Raw genomic sequence first — 23,426 nt, 5'->3', positions numbered from 1 at the left:
CTCTAATCCAGTAATTCATGGGCTTTTTTTACTGCCTCATGGGGATTTACTGTCTCCGGAAGCACGACCGGAGTTTCCCTGGGACATTTCTGAAGATGCAGAAGATATTCAATATTTCCTTCCGGCCCCTTAATAGGAGAGAAATCCAGATGGACAGGCTGAAATCCGTTTTCTGCGGCAAATGCGATCACTTTTTCAATGACTTCCAGATGGACCGCCGGTTCCCGGACAACACCTTTTTTCCCCACCTTTTCTCTGCCCGCTTCAAACTGAGGTTTAATCAGACAGACCAGTTCTCCGTTCTCTTCCATCAGATCCCGCACCGGAAGAAGAACCTTGGTCAGGGAAATAAAGGATACGTCAATGGAAACAAAAGAAACCGGTTCCTGTATATCCTCCGGAACCACATAACGGATATTGGTCTTTTCCATACAGACTACCCGGGGATCGTTGCGGAGTTTCCAGTCCAGCTGTCCGTGCCCCACATCAACTGCGCTGACCTTCACCGCCCCATTCTGCAGCATACAGTCTGTAAAGCCTCCCGTAGAAGCTCCCACGTCCATACAGATTTTTCCCTCTAAGACAATGTCAAAATTTTTCATGGCCTTTTCCAGTTTCAGGCCTCCCCTGCTTACATAGGGCAAAGTATTTCCTCTTACTTCAATGGCAGCCTGGGGAGAAAACATAGAGCCGGCCTTATCTTCTTTCTGACCGTCCACGTATACCTGTCCGGCCATAATCACGGCTTTTGCTTTCTCTCTGGAAGGCGCCAGATTTCTGGTCACCAGTAACACATCTAAACGTTCTTTCATTCTTCTTTCTTCCTGCAATTCTTTATAATTTCTGTAATGCTCTGGGCATCCAGTCCTAATTTCTTTTTCAGGCTGTCCACATCTCCGTGGGAAACAAAAGTATCCTCAATGGCTATGATCTTTACCTGCACCTGGGGATGATGGGCGCTCATATAGTCCAGAACCAGTTCTCCGAACCCTCCGCTTCTTACATTTTCCTCCATGGTCACCAGCAGCCGGCAGCCCTTCTCTGCCAGCGTATCCAGAGTCTTTGTATCCAGAGGTTTTGCAAATCTGGCATTAATCAAAGTGGAGGGGATTTCCTGAGAATCCAGATTCTTCTGAACTTCCACAGCCGTCTCTACCATACTTCCCAGGGCGAAAAGGGCAATTTCACTCCCCTTTTTATCAGTCAGCCATTCACTCTTTCCATAAGCCACAGGATCCCGGTATTCTTCCAGCCCGTCGTAAGCGGTCCCTCTGGGATAGCGGACGGCTACAGGACCAGAGTGGTGAACCGCAAATTTCATCATATCCGACAGCTCCCATTTATTCTTGGGCGCCATCACCGTCATGTTGGGAATCATAGTCAGATAAGACAGGTCAAAGCACCCCTGGTGCGTTTCCCCGTCTGCTCCTACCAGTCCGGCCCGATCCACGGCAAAAACCACATGCAGATTCTGGGTACACACATCGTGGAGGATCTGATCCACGGCCCTCTGCAAAAAGGTGGAATAAATAGCCACCACAGGGATCATTCCTCCCAGCGCCAGCCCTGCCGCAAAGGTTACCGCATGCTCTTCCGCAATTCCCACATCGAAAAACCGATCCGGAAACATATTTGCAAACCGCTTCAGTCCGGTTCCCGTAGGCATGGCCGCCGTAATGGCCACTACCTGTTTTTCCCGATCGCCCATTTTCCTCATCACCGTTGAGAAAATATCCGTATAAGACGCTTTTCCCTGCTTTTTCAACGGCAGTCCTGTAGATACGTCAAAAGGACCTGTTCCGTGGAAACGGGAGGGATGGCGCACAGCCATCTCATAACCTTTGCCTTTTTTCGTAAGAACATGTACCAGAACAGGACCTTCCACCCTTTTCGCCTCATTGAGAAGCTTCATCATCTTTGGCATATCGTGCCCGTCCACCGGTCCCAGATAGGTCAGTCCCATATTTTCAAAGAGCATTCCGGGAATGATCATTTGTTTAATGCTGGATTTGGTTTTTCTAACCGTATCAACCAGCGCTGTTCCCACCTTTGGGATTTTCTTCAGGGTCTTCGTTACATTCATTTTCATTCCCGTATAAGCTTCTGCCGTACGCAGAGCGCTCAGGTAGGAAGACATTCCTCCCACATTTGGGGAAATAGACATATTATTATCATTTAAGACAATAATAAAATTAGTATCCAGTTCCGCTGCATTATTCAAAGCCTCGTAAGCCATTCCTCCGGTAAGGGCTCCGTCTCCGATGACGGAAATTACATAGTGGTTCTCTTTTCTTAAGTCCCTGGCTCTTACATATCCTAGTCCCGCGGAAATGGAAGTAGAACTGTGTCCCGTATCAAAGGCATCACAAAAGCTCTCCTCTCGTTTCGGGAAGCCGCTTAGGCCTCCCTCCTTTCGGAGAGTCTTAAATCCTTCTTTTCTTCCTGTGAGAATTTTATGAGTATAAGCCTGGTGCCCCACATCCCAAATCAATTTATCTTCCGGGAATTCCAGAATATTATGAAGGGCTATGGTCAGCTCCACGGCTCCCAGATTGGAGGCCAGATGTCCTCCTGTCTTACTGACATGGTCAATCAGAAATTCACGAATCTCTTCTGCCAGCCTGGGGAATTCCCCCAGGGGAATCCGGTGAATATCGTTGGGTGCATTGATTTTTTCTAAAACCATGGTATCTCTTCTTTCATTTCTTTCTGTCAATCAGCTCTGTAATCAGCTGACGAAGAAACTCATTTTTTTCTTCCAAACTGTCCATGAGAAAAAGCGCTTCCCCGGAAAGCAGTTTCACTTCCTCTCTGGAAGCCTCCAGTCCTTTCAGCGTCACATAGGTGGTCTTATGATTCTTTTCATCGCTGTGGATGGGCTTTCCCAATACTTCCTGTGTGCTTTCCACATCTAAAATGTCATCCTGAATCTGAAAAGCCAGTCCGATCTTCTCTGCAGCTTTTTCTACGATACGTACTTTCCCATCCTCTGCTCCTGCCAGAATGGCGCCGGTCATCATGGATGCTTCAATCAGCGCTGAGGTTTTGTTTTTATAGATATAAGCCAAAGTCTCCTGGCTTAAGGGTTTTCCGTCGTTTTCCACATCTACGCCCTGTCCGCCCAGCATTCCGTAAATTCCCACCTTAGATGCCAGAATCTGTAAAGCCAGGGGGATGGCAGGATTGCCGGGATCTAAATCGAAACTGTGAAACAGCACTTCATAGGCATAATTCAGCAGCGCGTCTCCGCTTAAAATTCCCATGGCCTCTCCGAATACCACATGGGTGGTCTTCCTTCCCCTTCGGTATTCGTCGTTATCCAGTGCAGGCAAATCGTCATGAATCAGAGAATGGGTATGGATCATCTCCATTCCTGCCATAAAGGGCTCAATTGCCCTGGTGGTTCCCCCGAACAGACGATACGTCTCTTCCATCAGTATGGGACGCAGACGTTTCCCCCCTGCCGTCATGCTGTAATTCATGGCCTGAATCATGGTCAGGGATTTCCCCTCTTCCCGGGGAAGATATTTTCTGATTAACTCATTAACTTTTGAAACCCGCTGTTCCAATTCCTCTTTAAAATTCATGAAGTGTACCATCCTCGTTCATTTGCATCATTTTCTTTTCTACCGTATCTATTTTCTCGTTACAGAACTTTAAAAGCCGGATTCCTTCCTGATAAATCTGAAAGGAGTCTTCCAGGGAAGTTTCCCTGTCTTCCAGTTTCTCGATCATCTGATCCAGCTCTTCAAATGCATCTTCTATTTTTCTGGCCATATCTGATGCTCCTTTCTCTCCTCCAAAGTTATATCTTCCACCCGTGCCCGGATGCTTCCGTCGGTAACCTGTATCCGAAGGGAATCTCCTCTCTGAACCTGCGTAATTGTACTGACGGTATGTCCTTTCTCATCGGAAACATAAGAAAAGCCCTGGTTCAGTTTTTTCAGAGGAGATACGCCGTCCATTCTCCCGGCATAGATCTCCAGACGGTGCCGGTATTTTTCCAGAACTCCCTTCATCCGCTGTTCCAGTTTTTCTTCCAGATCCATCAGCCGCTGTCTCTGTTCCTGTATCTGGTTCTGAGGACTTAAATAATTAAACCGGGTCTGATACTGCACCAGACGGCTGCGAAGAAGCAGAATTCTGTTTTCCATAGCCTGATCTAACTTTTTCTGATAATTTCCCATCTGCTGCATGAGACCGCGGTAATCATCCACGGCCAGCTCTGCGGCTGCAGAAGGAGTAGGCGCCCGCATATCCGCTGCAAAGTCCGCAATGGTAAAGTCCGTCTCATGACCTACCGCAGAGATAATGGGCGTTTCACAGTTAAAAATCGCCCGTGCTACTTCTTCCTCATTAAAAGCCCACAGATCTTCAATGGATCCGCCGCCTCTTCCTATAATAATCGTATCTACGCCAAAGGAATCCAGCATCTGAATCCCTTTTACAATACTTTCCTTCGCCCCTTCTCCCTGCACCAGGGCAGGATAAAGAATGATCTGGAGATAGGGATTTCTCCTGAGAGAAATATTCCGGATGTCCTGGATTGCCGCCCCTGTGGGCGCTGTAACTACCCCCAGTTTTTTAATATAATGGGGAATGGGCTGTTTGTACTCCTGAGCGAACATTCCCATCTCTTCCAGTTCCTGTTTTAAAGCCTGGAATCTTTCATATAGAATCCCGAAGCCTTCCAGCGTAATATTCTTTGCATAGAGCTGATAACGTCCGTCTCTCTCATAGACGCTGATGTTTCCTTCTACTACCACCTGATCCCCGTCTTTCATGGGAAACGCCAGTCCTCTCCGGCTTTTGGCAAACATGACGCAGGCCATTACTCCTGACTTATCCTTCAGGGAAAAATAAATATGTCCCGACGTATGATATTTACAGTTGGATACTTCCCCTTTCACATAGATTCTGCGAAGGAGAAAATCCTGGGTAAACATATTCTTAATATACGTATTTACCTGTTCTACAGAATAAATATTCATAAGTTTATCTTTCCATCTTTGCTATCTGGCCCAGGATTCCGTTAATAAAGGAGGAGGATGTCTCCCCTCCGAAACGTTTTCCCAGCTCCACTGCCTCATTTATTGACACGCTTACGGGGATGGATTCTTCCTGGCGCAGTTCATAGACAGCCAGTCTTAAAATAGTCAGATCCACCCGGCTCATACGCCTGGTCTTCCATCCTTTGGAAACACTGTTGATTAATTCGTCAATCTCCGGCAGTTTCTCTGTAATCTTCTGATATTTTTCCTGTATATAAGTCTGATCCTGCTCATCCAACGGCTGAAGATTCTCCAGATAGAGCCCTGTCTGCCCTTCCATTTCTTCCGTAGAATTAAACTGACTCATAAAAAGAAGCTTAAATATATGCTCTCTTAATTCTCTTCTCCCCATGGGGTTCCTCCTGTATCTGATTTCCTCTGATATAGAAAAAAGGAAAGGGTTACTTTCCTTTTTCTTTCTCCATATCTACACTTGCAATTCGGATATTCACATCCGCAACTTCCAGTCCGGTCATGTTCTCAATGGATGCCTTTACCCGTTCCTGTACTTTCTTGCTGGTTTCCAGAATGTTCTTTCCATATTCGATATTCAGAGATAAATCCACGGTAACCACACTTTCCAGAATCGTGACCTTTACCCCTTTGGATAAGTTTTTCATTCCCAGTTTACTTACCAGCTCATTGGTAATATTTCCAGCCATGGAAGCTACGCCTTCTACTTCAGTAGCAGCAAGACCGGCAATAATCGCTACAACTTCGTCGGCAATCTGAACTTCTCCGATGCCGCTTAATTCCTGTATCTTATAGGTATTTCTTTTTTCTGCCATCTTAAAAACCTCCTGAGGCTTTTTTCCTATCATATGGATTATTATAGCAAACTCTTCTTCAAAATAAAAGGGTTATTTGCTGAATTCGGATAAGATAAGCCCCGGATTTCTATCTTCTGTCATGCCCACGCTCCAGGGATTTACAAACAGAAGCAGCGGATTTCCTTTCAGATCAGTTACCTTTTTCATATCAGATGTGCCCGACAGCTTACTTACATCCACCTCTTCTTTATTGGCAATCCACCGTATATGTTCATAAGGAAGATTTTCTAAAATTATATCCACATTATACTCATTTTCCAGCCGGTATTTTAAAACGTCAAACTGCAGAACGCCTACCACTCCCACAATAATTTCTTCCATTCCTGTCTGGAACTCCTGAAAGATCTGGATGGCGCCCTCCTGGGCAATCTGGTTAATTCCTTTTACGAACTGCTTTCTTTTCATGGTATCCACCTGGCGGACACGGGCGAAATGCTCCGGAGCAAAGGTGGGAATTCCCTCATAGGCATAAGAATTTCCCGGCTTGCAGACCGTATCTCCGATGGAAAAAATACCCGGATCAAATACGCCGATAATGTCTCCTGCATAGGCTTCGTCTACCACATGGCGGGACTCGGCCATCATCTGCTGAGGCTGCAGCAGACGCAGTTTCTTCTTTCCCTGCACATGATAAACTTCCTGGGATGCATCAAATCTTCCGGAACAGATTCTCATAAATGCAATCCGGTCCCGGTGGGCCTTATTCATATTTGCCTGGATTTTAAAGACAAAGGCAGAAAAATCATCGCTCATGGGATCAATTTCTCCGCTGTCAGACATTCTGGATAAAGGAGAGGTTGTCATCTTCAGAAAATGTTTTAAAAACGTCTCCACTCCGAAATTCGTAAGGGCAGATCCAAAAAACACCGGAGAAAGCTCTCCTCTGCTTACCTGCTCCTGATCAAATTCTGCGCTGGCTCCGTCCAGAAGCTCAATCTCTTCTAAAAGCTGTTCCTTCTGCTCCTGGGTAATCACTTCCTCCAGCCTGGGATCCGTAATGGAAAATTCTTCTTCAATCCCTTCTTTTGTTCCTTTTTGGGTATCGTGAAAGACAAGTACTTTCTGAGTATTTCTGTCGTAAACCCCTTTAAAATTCTTTCCGGAACCAATGGGCCAGTTCACCGGACAGGTGGCGATACCCAGTTCTTTCTCGATTTCGTCCAGCAGATCGAAGGTATCGTTGGCATCCCGATCCATCTTATTAATAAATGTGAATATGGGAATATGGCGCATCACACAAACTTTAAAAAGTTTTCTGGTCTGCGCCTCTACTCCCTTGGATCCGTCAATGACCATGACCGCAGAATCTGCCGCCATTAAAGTCCTGTATGTGTCCTCCGAGAAGTCCTGATGTCCCGGAGTATCCAGTATGTTAATACAGTAACCGTCATAGTGGAACTGAAGAACCGAAGAAGTAACAGAAATTCCTCTCTCCTTTTCAATCTCCATCCAGTCGGATACCGCATGACGGGAAGTGGCCTTTCCTTTTACTGAACCGGCCAGATTAATAGCTCCCCCATAAAGAAGAAACTTCTCTGTCAATGTTGTCTTTCCCGCATCGGGATGAGAGATAATCGCAAAAGTTCTTCTTTTTTCTATTTCTTTCGTATACTTTGACACGATTTGCCTCCTAAAATTCATGATTCTTTGCAACGTTTTCTATTCTAGTATAGATAAGCCGGTTGTGTCAAGGGATTTCCCTTTCATTCTGTCACATAAGTATCGGTTTCCTGAGTGTTTTCTTCACTTTCCGTATCCCCGGCAGAATCTTCTTTGGTTTCTCCCTCTTCCCCGGAGACTTCTGCCTCAGCGTTCAGATCCACATCCGATTCTGCAGCGCTTTCACTTAATGGGGTAATCACAATACTGGAGGCTGCGATTCCCGTTTTCCGTTTCACAATATCTTCAATCTGCGCCCTCTGTTCATCTCCCAGATAGGCGTCAGGAACCACCACGTCTGCCGTTTCTCCTGTCAGATTTACCACCACGTCTTCAAAACCTTTGGCCTCCAGTAACAGTTCTGCCGCCGCTTCCTTCTCTGTCATATCAGTCATTGCCACCATGGTATTAACAGCTTCCTGTTTCTGTTCTTCAGAAATCGCTTCATTATTAATTAAGTCTTCCAAATCCGCCTTGTTCTGGGAGCGGACCTGTTCCCTGCTGATCTTGGCCTGCGCTGCAAAGCTGGAAGAATTGGTCAGCACCGCTTCTCCGGGCGTGCCCGTTTCCTCATCAGGACCGGCGATTTCTTCCGATCCGGTCTCTGTCAGATCCTCATCTACGGAAGCAGTCTCGTCTGTAATGTCATATTCGGAATCCACCTCTTCTAAGATCGTGCTGGAATCCGTACTTGCCTCTTTTTCGTCTCCTCCCAGAGATACATCGGTAAAGTTCAGATACCCGGCCACTGCAATCAGGATTGCCAGCGCCGTGATTATCACCTGATTTTTCTTCATAATCTTTTTCACTTGCACACTCCTCATTTCATTTTCATTACTTTAATCTTATGGGCTTCGATCTGAAATAATGCCATTACTGCCTGCTGAATCTTCCTCTCTACCGTGGAATCTGACGCCCCCTGGGCGACAATTAATACCCCTGCCACCTTCGGTGCATCCTCCCTGGTATAAAAGGCGGAGGAATCCTCCTCTTCAAAGGTCAGAAGTACTTTTGCCTGCCCCACTCCCTCTACCTGGGACAAAATATCTTCCAGCTGGGACTGAAGCCTCTCCTTCTGCGTCTGTTCTTCTTCCTGCCCGTTTCCAAAAAGGCTTCCTGAGGTTTGTTCTTCTTTCCTGCTGTCAGTCACGGGAAGTGCGATGGTAGCCAGAATCAATCCCACTAAAAGAAGAAGAATCCACTGCTGTTTGGTTATCTTCCCGATATTCCAGTTGAATTTTAGCTTCTTCGATTCCATAGTCTTCTTTAAGCACATGTGTAATCTCCTCTTTTTCCTTCTCCTCTAATCGGTTTTCATAGAGAATTACCGCCTGCTCCACCACAATCTCCTGACCCCGGGCCAGTTTTATCTGAAGTTCTTCCGGTGGTTTCCCCATACTTTCCAACCGGTTCTGAATGGTTTTTTCCAGCTCTTCTTCATACTTTTCTTTCAGATAGTTTTCCTGAATTTCCTCTCCCTGTCTGCGAAGCCCTTCCATCTCCTCCTTTCGGTAGCTGTTCCAGAAATTCTGATCCATAACGTCCCTCATCTGAAAGAGTTCAAAAACAGGGGACAAAATCAGCAGGATCAACAGCAGTCCCATGAAATGCCGGAAATACTTCTCATATTTTTTCTCCGGGATAAAGTTCATCACGGCTGTCAGAAAGATATAAAAAACGGCCAGATTTTTCATCCAGCTATATATACTCTCTTTCATGTCCCTCCCCCAAAACTGACTGTCAAAATGGCAATGGTCAGCATACACATTACCTGAGCCGTAAATAAAATCTGCAGCAGGATGGAACACCCTTCTCCCATGGTAGTCAGACAGCCTACAATTCTGGAATCCGAAACAGGCTGTACTAAGGCAGCCAGCAGCCGGTACAAAAGGGAGGTAATTCCATAACGGATGATCGGCGTAATCCCCCACAGAATCAGAACAACCAAAAACGTTACTCCCATACAGTTTCTCACCAGTACAGCGCTGGTAAGTACAATCTCGGTTACTGCATTAATGGCATTTCCCACTCCCGGTATGGCGCCGGCCGTCTTCCCCAGAGCGCTGCGCTTTAAAGAGTCCATAATCGGCGTCACCATCCCCTGAATCACCTGCATCCCGATTACAATGCCCAGCATCGTCCTGATTCCCCAGCTGATAAAAGTTTTTAAAAGTTCTGCCAGCTTGGAGAGCATTTCTTCTTTGGACAGGTAGTTGACCAGCTTTAAGAGCACATACAAATTGGCGGTAGGAAGGAGAAGGTTTACCAGCGCCCACTGAATCAGCCAGATGAGAAACAGGGCCATCTGGTAAAAGACTACGGCCGTGGAAACCCCGGAAGCCGCCGTCACCGCAATAAAGTATGCCGGAGCCAGAGCCTGCATAAAAGTCTGTATCATCAGCAGGCGGTTTTCCAGATGCAGGCTTAAAGAAGAGAAGGATTCCACTAAAAACACAAACAAAAGCAGATACAGAATATAAAATGCAATCTCTCCAATCTGCCCGCCTTCAAAAGCTCTGGATAAATTTCCCAGAAGAGAGGCCGCCAGCACCAGAAGCAGAATCTGAAGAAAAATCCCTTTTTCCTCATCCCACTGGGAAAAGAGGATCTGCTGCAGCATCTGTCCTGCCGCCTCTTTGGTAAAAGGCACCTCTCCTGTCATAAAGCCTCTTATGGTTTCTTCCAGATCAAAGCGGTTTCCTTCCAGCATCTGATCCACCAGTTTCTGTACCTCCTGCAAATCCGTATCCTCCAGCAGTTCCTCTTTCGTATCTGTCTCCTGTGCCGGATTTTCCCCTGCTCCAAAAACCGATACCGTTTTTCCAAATAAAAAAAGAAAGCCTAAAAGCAGAAACATCACTGCTTTTCGCCTTCGTGCTTTCCCCTTGGGGGCCTTCATGATAAAAACTCCTGAATCGTTTCTAAAAGAGCTAAAAGAACGGGCATACTCACTGCCATAATCGCCAGTTTGGAAAACAGTTCGATCTGCCCTGCAATGGCCGAATATCCTGCGTCCTTACAGATTCCTGCGGAAAACTGACCGATATAGGTAATACCTATCATTTTCAGCAGAGACACCAGATAGACGCTTTCCACCGGAATATAGGAACGAAGTTTCTCAATGGATGCAAACAAATACTCCAGCTTTCCCACTCCTGCCACCAGGATGCAGATCCCTGTGCCAAAGGTAAGTAAATAGGCATACTCCGGTTTCGTCCCTTTTAACAGAAATCCCAGAAAAACGCCGGCAATTCCCAGAATCGATACGCGTATGATGTCCACTTCTTTGCCCCCTTTTCAGATTAAAAATAACTGCTGTATTTCCTGAAAAAGATCATAAATGTATGGCAGAATCCAAAAAAGCACCACCAGAAGTCCTGCCAGACTGGCCAGAAACGCCTGTTCTTCTCTCCCACTGTGCTTAAGCACCTGGGTAAGAACGGATACGAGAATCCCCACAGCCGCAATTTTAAAAATCAGATTTACCTCCACAGGCGTCCCTCCCCTCTGCGATTTCCTTAAAGAATCAGGACTGCCAGGAACAGCCCGCCCATAATCCCAAGGCTCTGATACACTTTTTTCCTGGCAGGCATAGCCGCCTGCAGATCTCTTAATTCCTGCTGGGTTTCCCGGCAGAACCATTCCAGATTCTGAATCTGCATCTGCCGATCCAGATACCCCAGCCGGCCTCCCAGTTCACACAGATTCTGCCTGTCCTCTTTGTCAAGGCGGCTTTGTTCCAGGTGCTTTTTCATACTCTTCTCAAAGATTTCCGTCAGTAAAATCCCCGGATATTCTTTCATCTCCCCGGAAATGTCCTCGGCAAATCTTTTATAGGGATCCTTTAACTTGGCCGCCGCCTGTGCCATAGCCTCCGGCAGGGTTGCGTGCCTGTATTCAATTTCTCCTTTTAAAATTGTGCCCAGACGCAAAAGCTGTTTCAGTCCCTCCGCCCGCCTGGTTAAATCCAGGGAACAGACGAACCCAATGCCTGCTCCTGCTGTGATGGTAATAAAAATTCCGATTGCCTTTAACAACTGACTCCATTCCGATCCAGAACCGCTTTCACCACTCCTGCCCGGTTCTTTCTCTCCAATAATATATACCGCTCAAAGACCTGGTCCTGTAACAGTTTTTCAAACAGCGGCTTTCTCTTAAGTTCCTCCAGAGATTCTCCGTGAACAGTGGCAATCAGTTTACAGCCACAGTGTATCACCGACTCAATGGCATGAATGTCCTCATAATTTCCCAGTTCATCCACCGCAATCACAGCCGGCGACATGGAACGGATCAGCATCATCATTCCCTCTGCCTTGGGACATCCGTCCAGTATATCCGTACGGATTCCCAGATCATTCTGGGGAATTCCCTCATAACATCCTGCCAGCTCCGAACGTTCGTCTACCACTCCCACATTCCTTCCGGGAACCCCGTTCCATCCATTGGATATGTGGCGGATAATATCCCGCAGCATGGTTGTCTTTCCACAGCGCGGCGGAGAAATAATCAGGGTATGGTAAATCTGATCCTTGGTTTCAATATAGGGCATCAATGACTTGGCGCAGCCACGTATCTGATGGGCAAGACGCAGGTTAATACAGGAAATGTTTTTCATTCCCTTGATTTTATAGCCATCCAGCACCACTTTCCCGGTGACGCCCACCCGGTGGCCTCCCTGAACGGTCAAATATCCCTGGCGCAGCTCCTCCTCATAGGCATACAGAGAATATCCGCTGACATATTCCAGAGTTTCCCTTAAATCTTCCTGGGTCACCAGATAATCCTCTCCCGGTTCCCTGCTGAAGTTCCCGCTTCTTTTCAGGAAAAATTCGCCCCTGCTGCTGATTAAAAACAGGGGCCTTCCCACCCGAAGCCGGATTTCATAGAGTTTATCGTAATCAATCGGTGTCTCTTCTAACAACCTTCGTATATTCTTTGCAAATAAGCAGGTAATCTGCTCTGCTTTCATTGTCTCACTCCTTTAATCTAAATATATGTGGACAATCTCCTTTTAGTACATAAAAGAATCGGATTATCCCCCGTTCTAATCCAGTCCCTGGGTCATTTCCTTTAAATTCAGCCGTATGACCCGATCCACAATCCGGAAAGAAGAAGCCCGGTAGGCATAGGCAGAGGACTCAAACAACAGATACAGATAGTCTCCGTCCACATAAATCTGCTCTAACTTTTCCGGGAATTTATACTCCATAACCGATACTTCATTGATAAATAAATGTTCATCCGAATCTTTAAAAAACAACAACTGCGAAGGAAGTATCCCATAAGACTGGGAAAGCAGGAGGTGATCCTGGTAGAAAGCCATTCCCTGGGCTTTTTCTGAAATTCTGGCAGTGGCCCTGGGAACCGCCATTTCAAAATCCATTCCCAAGTCTTCTGTATTTTGTGTTACCAGCCTTCCATCTTCCCCTACCGAATACCGGCACAACACGCTGGAAGTCCCTTTGGTGAAGCAGCCCACATACAGACTTCCCTGGTAATAAGTCATAAAAGAGTCCCTGACAATTCCGTACAAGTTACACTCCTGAAAAATTTCCACAGGTTCTCTGTTTTTATCCAGATCATATTTTTCCAGGCTTTCCAGGGTAAAGGAAATGGCCTGGGCAATCCCCTTTGCGTTGGAAGAAGCCCAGATGATCTGATTTACGGGATCATAGGCCAGACCGCCCAGGTGGGGCTTTCCGGGAACCACAAGCTCTTTTATAAAACTATGATTCTCTTTATCCAGTACATAGATCACCGAATTGTGTTTCTTCGTGTGGCAGTAGGCGCTGATTAATACATAGTCTTCTGTAACTGCCAGCCCCTGAGGAGTCATGGAGGTACAGATTCCCGGCTCATCTCCCTGTCCTGCAACCAGCGTACGCGTACTCAGCATCCCGGGAATAATATATGTTCCGTACTCTTTTTCATATTCCCGCTCTTCCTCTGCAAATGCATATTTCAGAAAAGTCTCATCCTCTGACAGAATATCTTTCAGATGTTCCAGGGAATACACCGCCGATCCCTGATTGGTTCTCTCCGATTTGGGCGACAGTTCTGTCTGGCTTCTGTAAACAAATGCATAACTGAAATAGGAGAGAAAAATTAATGGGATCACCAGTCCCAGCTGTATGATAAGCCGCAGTTTCTTTCCTTTTTTCTTCCGTTTCATATTCTCTTCCTTTATCTCCCGCAGAACGTCCCCTTTGCGGGTCTGTCATTCTAAAATACGGACAGAGCGGCGACGGATTTCTATTTCCATAGGAAGAGCCGCATAAATGGCCGCCTGGTATCCCTCACCCACGAAAAATTTCTGATACCAGCCTTCTTCCAGATTAATTTTTCTCATATCTCTGGACAGTCCTTCTCCTGTCCATTTAATGTAAGCCTCCCGAAGTACCCACTGGCTGTAAAAAGCCTCTTTCACATTCCCGCTGTTTAAAATTTCTTCCTGCAGTTCTAAAGGAACCATACGTCTCAGGATTCTTGCGAAATCTGCTTCTTTTTCCTCCTGAACATCTATGCCCAGCTCCCTGCTTCCTATTGCACAGACTGCATATTTACCGGAATGGCTGATATTATAATGGATTTTCGGCTGCAAAGTCAAAAATGGTTTTCCATGGGCTTCCCGGCTGCGGGGCTCCATTTCCAACTCCAATCCGTACAACTCTTTTAATCCTTCTTCCAGTAAGCGTTCCCCAATCATATGGTGCATATTCTGCTTTTGATCGGTTTCTGTCATTTCCGTACAGTAAATAACCGCTTTCATGTTTCCATAACCTCCCCTAAAAATCTGGATTTCTCCTTCTGTTTTTCAAACTGAAAATGTACATAACACAGGGTCAGACGCTTTTTTGCTCTGGTCATTCCCACATAGAAAAGCCGCCTCTCTTCCTCTACCTGGGCGTCGAGAACCGCTTTTTTATAGGGAATGTTCCCCTCATTGATATTTAAAATAAACACATTTTTAAATTCCAGTCCTTTGGATCCATGGAGGGTGGAAATCAAAACTCCCTGCTGCTTTTCATTCTGATTCTTTGCCTGCTCCAGCAAAGCCTGTGTATATTTATGTATCCTTTCTTCCCACTCTTCCAGCGTTTTCACGTCTCTTGTGCTTTCATGGATCCGGTTTAATACTTCCATCAGCTCTTCTGGCTTTATTCTACGATAACTGGCATATTCCTGCAAGTATTCTTCATAGCCAATCCCTTTCCGGATAAAATTGATGGCTCCATAAAGGGGCATAGAAGCCAGAACTTTTATCTGATCTTCCATTTTATCAATCCGGTCGCACATCCATTCTTTCCCTTCATAAAAGATGCGCAGAGTCTCAAAGGATACCTGCTTTTCATAAATGGCTTCTCTGCTGAGGTACCGGTTCGGACGATTCATTACAGAGAGAAACAGACTCCTGCTTCTCTCTCCCCGGGCCAGTTTTAAATAAGCAATTAAGTCTCTGGCTATCCAGTGTTCATAAATATTAGGAAGCTTTTCTTTCATATGAAACGGCAGATTATAGTCCATAAATGCCCGTACAATCCCTTCCGTCTCCAGATTGGTCCGCACCAGCACAGCCGAATCTTCCAGTTTTCCTCCGGTTTCCACCTCTTTTTGCAGTTCTTTTAAAAGATACAGATTTTGCTCCCGGGGGGTCTGAAAATCCAGAATCTCTACGGGAGCTCCCTCCTCATTGGGCGTTTCCAGTTGTTTGGGGAAACGGTTTTTGTTGTGTCCGATTAAATGAAGGGCACTTTTTAAAATGTTGCCGGTACACCGGTAATTCACGGAAAGCAGTTCCTGTTTTGCTGTGGGAAAGTCTTTATTAAAGTGAAGCATAATCTCGGGCTTCGCTCCCCGAAAATGATAAATAGACTGATCGTCATCCCCCACAATAAACAGATTATTTTCCGGAAGGGCCAGCATTCTCAGCACATCATACTGAATCTGGTTAATGTCCTGGTATTCATCCACCAGAATATATGAAAAACGTTTCTGCCAGGCGGCCAGAATATCTTTCCGCTGAGATAACAGTTCGTAACAGCAGACCAGCATATCGTCAAAATCCAGCAGCCTTTCCTTCCTGCATTTTCTCTGATACCCCTTAAATATCTTTTTAAATATTTCATCGCAGCAGCAGGAAGAATAATAGTGCTCCAGCGGAATCCGGCTGTTTTTCACCAGGCTGATCTCCCGGGCCAGCTCTTCTGTAAACTCCCCGTCTTCCGTCAGTTCTTCTCCATACTGCCAGGTAAGCTGCCGCAGAAATTCAAACTTCTTTTCTTCCGGAAGAATATTACGGGCGCCAAGGCCGTAAGCCTGTTTTAAAATCCCGTAAAAGATCCCATGGAAGGTGCCGAAAGTAACTTTGGTGTAGTTTTTACCTGTCTTCTGTAAATACCGTTCCTTCATTTCCCGGGCCGCGGCTCTGGAAAATGTTACCACTAAAATCCCAAAGGGATCCACTTGATAATGGTGAACCAGATATTCAATTCTTCCGACAATGGTGGAGGTTTTCCCGGAACCGGGACCTGCCAGAACCATCATCGGCCCTGACAGGTGGGCGACTGCCCTTTCTTGAGATGTATTTAATTTCATAAATTTTCCAGTTTTTCAATGGCCTGACGGATTCGTTTTAAGGTCTCGTCTTTTCCGATTACTTCCATAATCTCTGTAGCTCCCGCAGGCGTTACCTGTTTTCCTGATACTGCAATACGGACCGGCCAGATCACATAGCCGACTTTGTATTCTTTGTCTTTTGCAAAAGCTTCTACAGAAGCGTAAAGAGGATCATTGGAATAGTCCTCCTGCTCTTCCAGTACGGGGAGAATTTCTTTTAACAATGCAAGAGATTTCTCCTCTGTGGTTTTCCAGCGTTTGTTCTTATACAGTGCGCTGTCATATTCCGGCATCTCTTCAAAGAAATCTACCATCTCCGGAATGTCTGTAAACACTTCAATTCTGGTTTTTACCATAGCCGCAATCTTATGGAAATCCAGGTCTTTCTTCAGAACACTTTTCAGATACGGCAGAGCCTCCTCGTAAAAAGCTTCCGCGTCCATGGCTTTCATGTATTCTCCGTTCATCCAGCGCAGTTTCTGAATGTCAAAAACTGCCGGTGATTTACTCATATGACGGTAATCAAATGCCTCTACCAGTTCTTCCAGAGAATAAATCTCCCTGTTTTCCTGGGGACTCCATCCTAACAGAGCCACAAAGTTTACAATGGCGTCTGATAAGAAGCCCTGATCTAATAAATCTTCATAGGAAGAATGGCCGGAGCGCTTGGAAAGCTTCTGATGTTTTTCATCTGTTATCAGAGGACAGTGGACATAGGTAGGAACCTCCCAGCCAAAAGCCTCATAAATCCGGTTGTACTTCGGCGCAGAAGAAAGATACTCATTTCCTCTTACCACATGGGTAATTCCCATCAGATGGTCGTCAATGACATTGGCAAAATTATAGGTGGGATACCCGTCGGATTTAATAAGAATCAAATCCTCCATTTCTTCATTGGGCACCGTAATGGTTCCGTAAATATCATCTTCAAAGGAAGTGGTTCCTTCTGTGGGCATATTGAAACGGATAACGTGAGGTTCTCCTGCCTCCAGTTTCTTCTGTACTTCTTCTTTGGAAAGTTTCAGGCAGCGTTTATCGTAAATGGCGATTTCCTTGCCTGCTACTACCCGTCTCATGGATTCCAGTTCCTCTTTCTGACAGAAACAGTAATAGGCGTCTCCCTGTTCCACCAGTTGTCTGGCATATTTCAGATAGATTCCCTGTTTCTGTCTTTCACTTTGAATATAAGGACCGTATCCCTTATCCTTGTCCGGACCTTCGTCATGAATTAATCCTGTGTTTTGAAGGGTGCGGTAGATGATCTCCACTGCTCCTTCCATATAACGCTCCTGATCCGTATCTTCAATTCTGAGAATAAAATCCCCGCCCTCATGTTTGGCAATTAAATAAGCATAGAGAGCTGTTCTTAAATTTCCAACATGCATCCTTCCTGTGGGGCTGGGTGCAAATCTTGTTCTTATTTTACTCATAACTTTCTCCTGTTTCTTTCTTCAAATATAAGTGGCGGGTTAAATGCCCGCCACTATGTAACTTCCTGTATTATATACCATATGGTTTTGTCTTGTCCAGTAGATTACCGGAACATTCTTTGAGAACTTTGAGAATTATAATCCCAGTTTTTCCAGAGTCTCCATGGGCTTTGCATGAAGCACAATATCCGCCAGACGATCTGCATAATGCTCTTCTTCATTAATTAAAATAATCTTATCTCCCTGGAAATACTGCACCATCATACTGGTAAGATTGGCTTTCATATTAGAACCCAGTACAATCAGGGTATCGGCTTTGGAAACTTCTTCGGAAGCTTTGCTTACCAGGCCATTATCCAGCATCTCCCCCATAAGGGCCACTCCAGGACGGATAACCGTTTTGCACTTTGTACAGCGGGGAACTCCTTTGGAATTCTGCACATACTCAATGGAATACTCTTCTCTGCAGTGAGGACAGAAATTTTTGTAAACACTTCCGTGGAGTTCTAACACATTCCTGCAGCCGGCCCGTTTGGCAAGGGAAAAAATATCCCTGGTAATAATGCATTTTAAGAGTCCCTGCTCCTCCAGACGTTTTAACACATAGAGCCCTTCTTTTAGTTCTCCTAACTGACTGATCATATATTTTTTATAGAAATCATAAAATTCATTTACTCTTGTATTGTAGTACGAAGCGTTAAACATTTCTTCTGCGGATAAGCCATACTGTTTCTCAATTGCATACGCGTCTTTGGCTACCCGGTAATTGGTGCAGCCGCATTCTGTACTTACCTTCACCCCTTTTAAACACACTAAATACTTACTTTCTTGAATTACTCCACGCACCAGGTCCAGCATCTCTTTCAAATTCTCCATCCTTTAAACCTCCTGCGAATATTTTTAATTAGATTATAACGTCTCAGTGGGGGGATTTCAACTTATTTTAATCATTTTGCACAAATAATTATATTAAAAAATGATTTTTTTAGTCAGAATACTCTGTCAGAATCTTCCTCTGGAAATTCCCGGGAATTCTGACGACTGTCTCCGCCAGAGAGAGGCGGCCTGAACTGCCTTTCCTGAATTTTTATGTAATTATTCCTTCCCGGGAATCTGGCTGTCCGCCTAAAGAATAAAAATAGAAATGACGTACCTTTTTTCTAAAGATACTTACATTTTATCCTTCCAAAAACAAAAAGTCCCTCGAAAGCTGTCGATGGACTTTTTTTTCAGTAAGAATTTCGTATTTTATCCGGCAAATTCCTCCAGAATTTCCGGCACAGTCTCTATTTTATTACATTTCCAGGCATTTTCCCCACAGAAAATCAGCCCGTTATCCAAATCCCCTTCCACTGCGTGAATTAAGGCATCGGTAATACAATAGGGAATTTTTGCAGGGTTACAGGTAGATATACAGTGATGACATTTTTTTACAGGTATTTTACTCTCCTGTACCTTCTTTATGAATGCATTGCGGATGGCGCGTCCCGGCATTCCCACAGGGCTCTGCACAATACAAATATCCTCTTTCTCTGCATCCAGATATGCCTGTTTATAAGCTTCTGAAGCGTCACATTCCACGGTGGTTACAAACCGGGTGGCAACCTGTACCCCGTCGGCTCCTAAATCCATCGCGTGCTCCATATCTTTACGGTCAAAAATCCCTCCGGCTACCACCACCGGAATCTTCTTTCCGTATTTTTCTCCGTATTGCCGTACCAGCTGAATAATGGAACGAATCACACAATCATAATCCATAGCCTCTTCCGTTTCCAGTTCTTCCCTGGAAAAACCCAGATGTCCTCCGGCTTTCGGACCTTCAATTACAACCATGTCCGGCGCTTTCTTATACTTTCTGTCCCACATTTTACAAATCACGCTGGCTGATTTTAAGGAGGATACGATGGGGGCGATCTTAGTTTTCGTTCCTTCTACCAGTTCCGGAAGATCGATGGGAAGTCCTGCTCCGGAAACGATTAAATCAATTTTATTCTTTACTGCTTCTTTGACGTACTCTTTATAATTCTGGGTGGCAACCATAATATTTACTCCCAGAATTCCGTTTCCCTGGGCAATTTCCCTTGCTTTTTCGATCTCTTTTCGGATAGCCCGGAAGTTAGCTTTCATGGGGTTCTGGGAAAAATCTTCCTCCCGCCATCCAATCTGCGCCGTTGAAATCATTCCCACGCTGCCGCAGGAGGCAACGGCTCCTGCTAAAGAAGAAAGGCTGACGCCTACTCCCATTCCCCCCTGCAAAACCGGAATCTCCGCCTTAAGCTCGCCAATCTCCAATGGATTCCATTTTTTCATCGTTTACATTCTCCTAAATCTTTCATACCTTTGTTCTGTCAATTCCTCTTCCGTCTTTCCTGCCTGCTTCTTTAAGAAGCGTTTCATCTGTATTTTCATATATTCTGCCAGCTCATCCAGATTATGCTCGCCGGCTGCTGTTTCTTCCGGTATGATTTTCTCAATGATACCCAGCTCTAACAGATCGGCCGCAGTTACCTTCATTACCTCTGCAGCTTCCGGGGCCCGTTTGCTGTCTTTCCATAAAATAGAAGCAAATCCCTCAGGAGACAAAATCGTATAGGTGGCATTTTCCATCATCCACACTTCGTTACCCACACCTAAGGCCAGCGCTCCGCCGCTTCCGCCTTCTCCGATTACAACGGAGAGAATTGGTGTTTTTAAATCTGACATTTCCATCAGATTTCTGGCAATGGCTTCGCCCTGTCCTTTTTCCTCTGCCTCAATTCCGCAGTAAGCTCCCGGTGTGTCAATAAAACAGATGACCGGACGTTTAAATTTCTCTGCCTGCTTCATCAGGCGCAGCGCCTTCCTGTAACCTTCGGGAGAAGGCATGCCGAAGTTGCGGATTACATTATCTTTGGTATTCTTTCCTTTCTGAACGCCGATTACCGTTACCGGCTGGCCGTCCAGCTGGGCAATCCCGCCCACAATTGCTCCGTCATCTTTCGATGCTCTGTCTCCGTGCAGTTCAATAAAATGATCAAAAATGGCGTAGATGTATTCCAGGCTGGTAGGCCTCTGGGCGCTTCTGGCGGTCATCACCCGATCCCAGGCGCTCATATCCGCCGATTTTTTCCCTTTTGCCTTTTTTCCATAATAATCGAAGTCCGCTCTTCCCGGACGTTCCTTCGGAAAACTGTCGTAAGGACAGTTCAGGGTATGCACTTTCACCAGGTAAGACAGGGTCTTTTTCAGTTTTTCTCTGGGAACAATGCCGTCAATAATCCCATGCTCCACCAGAAACTCTGACCTTTGGAAGCCTTCCGGAAGCTTCTGGCCGATTGTCTGGGCAATTACCCTCGGCCCTGCAAATCCGATTAAAGCGCCCGGCTCCGCTAAGATCAAATCTCCCAACATGGCAAAACTTGCTGTCACTCCTCCGGTGGTAGGATCTGTTAAAACTGGTATATACAAAAGGCCTGCCTTGCTGTGCCGCTTAATTGCTGCGGAAGTTTTCGCCATCTGCATCAGAGAGACGATTCCCTCCTGCATCCGGGCTCCTCCGGAACAGCAGAATAAGATGACCGGAAGCCTTTCCTCTGTGGCCTTTTCGATGGATCTGGTGATTTTTTCTCCTACCACATGACCCATACTTGCCATTAAAAATCTGGCATCCATAACTCCCAGAACCACCGGCTGACCATCAATTTCTGCCTTTCCGATTTTAATGGCTTCATCCAGATGGGTTTTCTCTCTCAGACTTTCCAGTTTTTCCGGGTACTCAGGATAATCCAGAGGATTGTCTGTCTCCAGTCCGGTAAACCACTCCTGGAAAGTTCCCGGATCAGCAATCATCTTTATACGGGTTTTCGCTTTAATACGGAAATATCCCCCGCATTTGGAACATACATAAGAATCCGCCACCACGTCTTCTTTATAAAGCATTTCTGAACATTTCGGGCACTTCACCCAGAGCCCGGCAGGAATAGAAGGCGCCTGCTCCCTGTGTTCTTCTTTCTTTACTTTTTTGAAAAATTTTTTAAGTTCTGGCATTTCCAAAAACTCCTTTAAATATCATAATGCTCCGGTATGAAATCTGTCGTAATCTTTCCTTCCTGGAAATCCGGCTCATTCAAAATGCTGTACTGAAAATCCAAATTGGTTTTTACACCTTCAATAACTACTTCGCCCAGAGTGCTGATCATTTTCTGAATTGCGCTCTGACGATCCCGGTCGTAAACAATCACTTTTACGATCATGGAGTCGTAGTTGGGCGGAATGGTATATCCATTGTATACGGCCGTGTCCATGCGAACTCCGTTTCCTCCCGGAAGATGGAGATTTTCAATGGTTCCCGGACAGGGCATGAAGTGACGATTGGGATCTTCGGCATTGATTCTGCATTCAATGGCATGTCCCCGAAGTACAATATCCTTTTGCTTTACACTTAACGGAAGTCCGGCTGCCACACGAATCTGTTCCTTAATCAAATCTACTCCGGAAACAAATTCCGTAACCGGATGTTCTACCTGAATACGGGTGTTCATTTCCATAAAGAAAAATTCCCCCGATTTATCCAGCAGAAATTCAATGGTTCCGGCGCTTTCATAGCCTACCGCTTTGGCTGCCTTGACTGCCGTCTCTCCCATTTTTTCACGAAGTTTCTCTGACAGGGCTGTGCAGGGAGATTCCTCAATCATTTTCTGATGACGTCTCTGAACAGAGCAGTCCCTTTCTCCCAGATGGATAACATTTCCGAATTTATCCCCCAGAATCTGCACTTCCACATGACGGGGACACTGTACGTACCGTTCCAGATACATGGTATCATCGGCAAAAGCATTGACGGATTCCTGCTGGGCCATCTGAAACTGAGAGACAAACTCTTCTTCTGTCATGGCAATTCGCATGCCTTTCCCACCGCCGCCGCTGGAAGCTTTAATCATCACCGGAAATCCGATCTTTTTCGCTTCTTTTAGGGCTTTCTGCGCGTCGAAAACAGGCTCTTTGGTTCCGGGCACCACCGGTACATGCGCTTTTCTCATAGTACTTTTGGCTTCGGATTTATTTCCCATTTTCTGAATCAGTTCCGCAGAAGGACCAATGAATGCCACATGGCACTTTTCGCAGATTTCCACAAATCTGGCGTTTTCTGATAAGAACCCAAATCCCGGATGAATGGCTTCTGCTTTCGTAGCAACTGCGGCGCTGATGATCCGCTCCATATTCAAATAACTTTCTCTGGGAGACGCAGGTCCGATACACACTGCCTCATCCGCAAGCTGCGTATGAAGAGCATCCTTATCGGCCTCAGAATATACGGCCACAGTCTGAATTCCCATCTCTCTGCATGCGCGGATAATCCGTACTGCGATTTCTCCCCGGTTGGCAATTAATATTTTTCCGAACATGAACAGCCTCCTAATTTACTGCAAAAGTCAGCTCTGCAACCACTGCCACTTTTCCGTCCTGGTTGACTGCCTTTGCATTTCCTACGCCGATGGGTCCTTTTGCTTTAATAATTTCCACTTCCAGAGTTAAAACATCTCCCGGAACCACTTTTGTTTTAAATTTCGCTTTATTGATTGCACCGAAATAAGCAATTTTTCCTTTGTTTTCCGGCTTGCTTAAAATTGCCACAGCGCCCACCTGAGCCAGGGCTTCCACAATCAGAACTCCGGGCATAACCGGTTCCTGGGGAAAATGGCCACCGAAAAACGGTTCGTTATAAGAAACGCATTTTCTGCCGACAGCCTTTACGCCCGGTTCCAGCTCTTCAATGGTATCAATCAGTAAAAAAGGCTGGCGATGAGGAATGATTTCCATAATTTCTTTCGTTGATAACTTCATTATAACCACCCTTTCCT

General features: G+C 45.7%; 25 protein-coding genes. All 25 read right to left on the bottom strand.

Annotated features, from left to right (window positions below):
- Positions 1 to 2 precede the first annotated feature (2 nt).
- Positions 3 to 812, bottom strand: a complete 810-nt coding sequence (locus B5F53_RS01545; RefSeq protein WP_087218717.1) for a TlyA family RNA methyltransferase — start codon at positions 810 to 812, stop codon at positions 3 to 5.
- On the bottom strand, positions 809 to 2,686 hold the full coding sequence (gene dxs / locus B5F53_RS01540; RefSeq protein WP_087218712.1) for a 1-deoxy-D-xylulose-5-phosphate synthase: 1,878 nt from the start codon (positions 2,684 to 2,686) through the stop codon (positions 809 to 811). The genes B5F53_RS01545 and dxs overlap by 4 nt, the downstream gene beginning before the upstream one ends.
- 13 nt (positions 2,687 to 2,699) lie before the next feature.
- Positions 2,700 to 3,587: a polyprenyl synthetase family protein gene (locus tag B5F53_RS01535; RefSeq protein WP_087218708.1), complete on the bottom strand. Its 888-nt coding sequence runs from the start codon at positions 3,585 to 3,587 to the stop codon at positions 2,700 to 2,702.
- Positions 3,577 to 3,777, bottom strand: coding sequence for an exodeoxyribonuclease VII small subunit (gene xseB / locus B5F53_RS01530; protein ID WP_087218705.1), 201 nt, complete (start codon positions 3,775 to 3,777; stop codon positions 3,577 to 3,579). The genes B5F53_RS01535 and xseB overlap by 11 nt, the downstream gene beginning before the upstream one ends.
- On the bottom strand, positions 3,762 to 4,991 hold the full coding sequence (gene xseA / locus B5F53_RS01525; RefSeq protein ID WP_087218702.1) for an exodeoxyribonuclease VII large subunit: 1,230 nt from the start codon (positions 4,989 to 4,991) through the stop codon (positions 3,762 to 3,764). Before xseA ends, xseB begins: the two co-directional genes overlap by 16 nt.
- 4 nt (positions 4,992 to 4,995) lie before the next feature.
- A complete protein-coding gene (gene nusB / locus B5F53_RS01520; RefSeq protein WP_087218699.1) occupies positions 4,996 to 5,403 on the bottom strand; it encodes a transcription antitermination factor NusB in 408 nt (135 codons plus the stop codon).
- A 49-nt stretch (positions 5,404 to 5,452) separates the two neighbouring features.
- The gene (locus B5F53_RS01515) at positions 5,453 to 5,839 is read right to left on the bottom strand and encodes an Asp23/Gls24 family envelope stress response protein (protein ID WP_087218696.1); all 387 of its coding nucleotides are present in this window, start codon (positions 5,837 to 5,839) and stop codon (positions 5,453 to 5,455) included.
- Positions 5,840 to 5,911: 72 nt separating this feature from the next.
- Positions 5,912 to 7,501, bottom strand: coding sequence for a peptide chain release factor 3 (locus tag B5F53_RS01510; protein ID WP_087218693.1), 1,590 nt, complete (start codon positions 7,499 to 7,501; stop codon positions 5,912 to 5,914).
- A gap of 83 nt (positions 7,502 to 7,584) precedes the next feature.
- Positions 7,585 to 8,349: a SpoIIIAH-like family protein gene (locus B5F53_RS01505; protein WP_087218689.1), complete on the bottom strand. Its 765-nt coding sequence runs from the start codon at positions 8,347 to 8,349 to the stop codon at positions 7,585 to 7,587.
- An 11-nt stretch (positions 8,350 to 8,360) separates the two neighbouring features.
- Positions 8,361 to 8,723, bottom strand: a complete 363-nt coding sequence (locus B5F53_RS01500) for a hypothetical protein (protein WP_087218684.1) — start codon at positions 8,721 to 8,723, stop codon at positions 8,361 to 8,363.
- A complete protein-coding gene (locus B5F53_RS01495) occupies positions 8,683 to 9,258 on the bottom strand; it encodes a stage III sporulation protein AF (RefSeq protein ID WP_087218681.1) in 576 nt (191 codons plus the stop codon). Before B5F53_RS01495 ends, B5F53_RS01500 begins: the two co-directional genes overlap by 41 nt.
- Positions 9,255 to 10,439 carry a stage III sporulation protein AE gene (locus B5F53_RS01490; RefSeq protein WP_087218678.1) on the bottom strand — a complete coding sequence of 395 codons (1,185 nt, stop codon included), beginning with the start codon at positions 10,437 to 10,439 and terminating at the stop codon, positions 9,255 to 9,257. The genes B5F53_RS01495 and B5F53_RS01490 overlap by 4 nt, the downstream gene beginning before the upstream one ends.
- Positions 10,436 to 10,822: a SpoIIIAC/SpoIIIAD family protein gene (locus B5F53_RS01485; RefSeq protein ID WP_087218675.1), complete on the bottom strand. Its 387-nt coding sequence runs from the start codon at positions 10,820 to 10,822 to the stop codon at positions 10,436 to 10,438. The genes B5F53_RS01490 and B5F53_RS01485 overlap by 4 nt, the downstream gene beginning before the upstream one ends.
- 15 nt (positions 10,823 to 10,837) lie before the next feature.
- Positions 10,838 to 11,032 (bottom strand): stage III sporulation protein AC, encoded by a 195-nt coding sequence (gene spoIIIAC, locus B5F53_RS01480; protein WP_087218672.1) that lies wholly within the window; start codon positions 11,030 to 11,032, stop codon positions 10,838 to 10,840.
- A 26-nt stretch (positions 11,033 to 11,058) separates the two neighbouring features.
- Positions 11,059 to 11,577: a stage III sporulation protein AB gene (locus B5F53_RS01475; RefSeq protein ID WP_162610509.1), complete on the bottom strand. Its 519-nt coding sequence runs from the start codon at positions 11,575 to 11,577 to the stop codon at positions 11,059 to 11,061.
- Complete coding sequence (gene spoIIIAA / locus B5F53_RS01470) at positions 11,571 to 12,509, bottom strand: stage III sporulation protein AA (protein ID WP_087218666.1); 939 nt, start codon at positions 12,507 to 12,509, stop codon at positions 11,571 to 11,573. The genes B5F53_RS01475 and spoIIIAA overlap by 7 nt, the downstream gene beginning before the upstream one ends.
- Before the next feature lie 75 nt (positions 12,510 to 12,584).
- Positions 12,585 to 13,712 carry a hypothetical protein gene (locus B5F53_RS01465; RefSeq protein WP_087218663.1) on the bottom strand — a complete coding sequence of 376 codons (1,128 nt, stop codon included), beginning with the start codon at positions 13,710 to 13,712 and terminating at the stop codon, positions 12,585 to 12,587.
- 45 nt (positions 13,713 to 13,757) lie between these two features.
- Entirely contained in the window at positions 13,758 to 14,309 is a 552-nt protein-coding gene (locus tag B5F53_RS01460; RefSeq protein ID WP_087218660.1) for a 4'-phosphopantetheinyl transferase family protein, read from the bottom strand.
- Positions 14,306 to 16,135, bottom strand: a complete 1,830-nt coding sequence (locus B5F53_RS01455) for an ATP-dependent helicase (protein WP_087218657.1) — start codon at positions 16,133 to 16,135, stop codon at positions 14,306 to 14,308. Before B5F53_RS01455 ends, B5F53_RS01460 begins: the two co-directional genes overlap by 4 nt.
- Entirely contained in the window at positions 16,132 to 17,586 is a 1,455-nt protein-coding gene (gene gltX, locus B5F53_RS01450; protein WP_087218654.1) for a glutamate--tRNA ligase, read from the bottom strand. The genes B5F53_RS01455 and gltX overlap by 4 nt, the downstream gene beginning before the upstream one ends.
- A 135-nt stretch (positions 17,587 to 17,721) precedes the next feature.
- The gene (locus B5F53_RS01445; protein WP_087218651.1) at positions 17,722 to 18,462 is read right to left on the bottom strand and encodes a Sir2 family NAD-dependent protein deacetylase; all 741 of its coding nucleotides are present in this window, start codon (positions 18,460 to 18,462) and stop codon (positions 17,722 to 17,724) included.
- Positions 18,463 to 18,834: 372 nt separating this feature from the next.
- Positions 18,835 to 19,896 carry an NAD(P)H-dependent flavin oxidoreductase gene (locus B5F53_RS01440; RefSeq protein ID WP_087218648.1) on the bottom strand — a complete coding sequence of 354 codons (1,062 nt, stop codon included), beginning with the start codon at positions 19,894 to 19,896 and terminating at the stop codon, positions 18,835 to 18,837.
- Positions 19,897 to 19,899: 3 nt separating this feature from the next.
- Positions 19,900 to 21,612 carry an acetyl-CoA carboxylase carboxyltransferase subunit alpha gene (locus tag B5F53_RS01435; RefSeq protein WP_087218645.1) on the bottom strand — a complete coding sequence of 571 codons (1,713 nt, stop codon included), beginning with the start codon at positions 21,610 to 21,612 and terminating at the stop codon, positions 19,900 to 19,902.
- Between the two features lie 14 nt (positions 21,613 to 21,626).
- Positions 21,627 to 22,970: an acetyl-CoA carboxylase biotin carboxylase subunit gene (locus B5F53_RS01430; RefSeq protein ID WP_087218642.1), complete on the bottom strand. Its 1,344-nt coding sequence runs from the start codon at positions 22,968 to 22,970 to the stop codon at positions 21,627 to 21,629.
- A gap of 10 nt (positions 22,971 to 22,980) precedes the next feature.
- Positions 22,981 to 23,409 (bottom strand): 3-hydroxyacyl-ACP dehydratase FabZ, encoded by a 429-nt coding sequence (gene fabZ, locus B5F53_RS01425; RefSeq protein WP_087218639.1) that lies wholly within the window; start codon positions 23,407 to 23,409, stop codon positions 22,981 to 22,983.
- Between the last annotated feature and the right edge of the window lie 17 nt (positions 23,410 to 23,426).

Source organism: Blautia sp. An249 (assembly GCF_002159835.1).
In the GTDB taxonomy this organism is placed as follows: Bacteria; Bacillota; Clostridia; order Lachnospirales; family Lachnospiraceae; genus Blautia_A; species Blautia_A avistercoris.
The sequence above is the reverse complement of the archived record's forward strand: the minus strand, read 5'-3'. Positions and strand labels throughout refer to the sequence as shown.

Coding starts and splice junctions, on each gene's coding strand:
- B5F53_RS01430 (WP_087218642.1), bottom strand. CDS start 22,970: ATGTTCGGAAAAATATTAATTGCCAACCGGGGAGAAATCGCAGTACGG.
- B5F53_RS01515 (WP_087218696.1), bottom strand. CDS start 5,839: ATGGCAGAAAAAAGAAATACCTATAAGATACAGGAATTAAGCGGCATC.
- B5F53_RS01465 (WP_087218663.1), bottom strand. CDS start 13,712: ATGAAACGGAAGAAAAAAGGAAAGAAACTGCGGCTTATCATACAGCTG.
- B5F53_RS01535 (WP_087218708.1), bottom strand. CDS start 3,587: ATGAATTTTAAAGAGGAATTGGAACAGCGGGTTTCAAAAGTTAATGAG.
- B5F53_RS01490 (WP_087218678.1), bottom strand. CDS start 10,439: ATGAAGGCCCCCAAGGGGAAAGCACGAAGGCGAAAAGCAGTGATGTTT.
- dxs (WP_087218712.1), bottom strand. CDS start 2,686: ATGGTTTTAGAAAAAATCAATGCACCCAACGATATTCACCGGATTCCC.
- xseB (WP_087218705.1), bottom strand. CDS start 3,777: ATGGCCAGAAAAATAGAAGATGCATTTGAAGAGCTGGATCAGATGATC.
- B5F53_RS01445 (WP_087218651.1), bottom strand. CDS start 18,462: ATGGAGAATTTGAAAGAGATGCTGGACCTGGTGCGTGGAGTAATTCAA.
- fabZ (WP_087218639.1), bottom strand. CDS start 23,409: ATGAAGTTATCAACGAAAGAAATTATGGAAATCATTCCTCATCGCCAG.
- spoIIIAA (WP_087218666.1), bottom strand. CDS start 12,509: ATGAAAGCAGAGCAGATTACCTGCTTATTTGCAAAGAATATACGAAGG.
- gltX (WP_087218654.1), bottom strand. CDS start 17,586: ATGAGTAAAATAAGAACAAGATTTGCACCCAGCCCCACAGGAAGGATG.
- B5F53_RS01545 (WP_087218717.1), bottom strand. CDS start 812: ATGAAAGAACGTTTAGATGTGTTACTGGTGACCAGAAATCTGGCGCCT.
- B5F53_RS01440 (WP_087218648.1), bottom strand. CDS start 19,896: ATGAAAAAATGGAATCCATTGGAGATTGGCGAGCTTAAGGCGGAGATT.
- nusB (WP_087218699.1), bottom strand. CDS start 5,403: ATGGGGAGAAGAGAATTAAGAGAGCATATATTTAAGCTTCTTTTTATG.
- xseA (WP_087218702.1), bottom strand. CDS start 4,991: ATGAATATTTATTCTGTAGAACAGGTAAATACGTATATTAAGAATATG.
- B5F53_RS01455 (WP_087218657.1), bottom strand. CDS start 16,135: ATGAAATTAAATACATCTCAAGAAAGGGCAGTCGCCCACCTGTCAGGG.
- B5F53_RS01495 (WP_087218681.1), bottom strand. CDS start 9,258: ATGAAAGAGAGTATATATAGCTGGATGAAAAATCTGGCCGTTTTTTAT.
- B5F53_RS01460 (WP_087218660.1), bottom strand. CDS start 14,309: ATGAAAGCGGTTATTTACTGTACGGAAATGACAGAAACCGATCAAAAG.
- B5F53_RS01435 (WP_087218645.1), bottom strand. CDS start 21,612: ATGCCAGAACTTAAAAAATTTTTCAAAAAAGTAAAGAAAGAAGAACAC.